The 1,781-nt window shown below is 66.4% G+C and carries 2 protein-coding genes; both read right to left on the minus strand.

Annotated elements, in window-relative coordinates; genetic code table 11:
- On the minus strand, window positions 1-694 hold a 694-nt coding region (mreC, locus tag AC1DT2_RS22430; RefSeq protein WP_477298835.1), incomplete at its 3' end, for a rod shape-determining protein MreC.
- A 41-nt stretch (window positions 695-735) separates the two neighbouring features.
- Window positions 736-1,781: rod shape-determining protein (locus AC1DT2_RS22435; RefSeq protein WP_477298837.1), on the minus strand; the 1,046-nt coding region annotated here is incomplete at its 5' end.

Consider the following 1,781-nt stretch of genomic DNA (forward strand, 5'->3'; position numbering starts at 1 on the left):
GGCCCGAGGTGACCAGCTTGTCGCCGGACTGCACGTCGGCGGAGACGGGAATATTGGGCAGCACCAGCATGTCGCCGCCGCGCGACCCATAGGCCACGGTGCGCAGGCCGGTGCGCTCGATCGTCACGGGAATGGCGTGGTTCGGGTCGGTGATCAGCATGGCCACGGACGTGGTCGGCATCACTTCGACGATCTGGCCCATCACGCCGCGTGCGTCGATCACCACCTGGCCGGCCTGCACCTTGTCGCGCGCGCCGACGTTGAGCACGATCCGGTGACGGAAAGTGCCCAGGTCCACGCCGATGAGGCGCGCGAGCTGCACGTTGAGCGAGAGGCTGTGCTGGGTGTCCAGCAGTTCCTTGAGACGCTGGTTCTGCTCGGCCACCGACGCCATGCGATTGAGCTTGGCGTTGGCCAGCAGCAGATCTTCGCGCAGGCGCTGGTTCGTTTCGGTGAGGCGCTGGCGATCGGCGAACGCCACCGTCGCCGCCTGGAAACCCTGCGACGGCAGGCCGGCGATCCGGTAGATCGGTTCGACCACGATGGACAGCCCGTAACGGACGTTACCGAGCCAGCCGCCGCGGTGATCGAGCACCATGAGCACACAGGCGAGCGCGAGATAGACGATCAGGCGCAGGGTCCCCGCCACACCGGGCGCGAACAGCGGCGACTGATCGTCGCGATTGAGGGCCATGGCTCAGCGCGTTCCGGCCAGCGCGCCGTCGCGCGCGGCCATCATTCGAACGCGAAGAAGTCGCTGCCGTGCTGGTCGATCATCTCCAGCGCCTTGCCGCCACCACGGGCGACGCAGGTGAGCGGGTCATCGGCCACCTGCACGTGCAGGCCGGTTTCCTCGGAGATGAGACGATCCAGATCGCGCAGCAACGCGCCGCCACCGGTAAGTACGATGCCGCGCTCGGCCACGTCGGAGCAGAGCTCCGGCGGGGTCTGCTCCAGCGCAGCCTTGACCGCTGCCACGATGCCCGACAGCGGCTCGTGGAGGGCTTCCAGGACTTCGTTGGAGTTGATCGTGAACATGCGCGGCACGCCCTCGGCAAGGTTACGGCCGGAGATTTCCATCTCACGGACTTCGCTCTGCGGGAAGGCGCAGCCGACCTCGAGCTTGATCCGCTCGGCGGTGGATTCGCCGATCAGCGTGCCGTGGTTGCGGCGCACGTAGTTGATGATGGCTTCGTCGAAGCGATCGCCACCGACGCGGACCGACTGCGAGTACACGATGCCGTTCAGCGAGATGACCGCGACTTCGGAGGTACCACCGCCGATATCCAGGACCATCGAGCCGCGGGCCTCATGCACCGGAATACCGGCGCCGATGGCCGCTGCCATGGGCTCCTCGATCAGGAAGACGTCGCGGGCACCTGCGCCCTCGGCCGATTCCTTGATCGCGCGGCGCTCCACCTGGGTGGAGCCGCAAGGCACGCAGACCAGCACGCGCGGGCTCGGACGGAGCATGCGCGAACGGTGCACCTGCTTGATGAAGTGCTGCAGCATCGCTTCGGTCATCGTGAAGTCGGCGATGACGCCGTCCTTCATCGGGCGGACCGTGGCGATATTGCCGGGGGTGCGACCAAGCATGCGTTTGGCGTCACCACCGACGGCGGCAACGGTACGCGGGCCGCCCGGTCCACGATCCTGGCGGATCGCGACGACCGACGGTTCATTGAGGACGATTCCCTGGCCGCGCACATAAATGAGCGTGTTGGCCGTACCGAGATCGATGGAAATGTCGTTCGAAAAGAGACCGCGGAACTTCTTAAACA

The organism is Luteibacter sp. P4_E6, assembly GCF_056401535.1.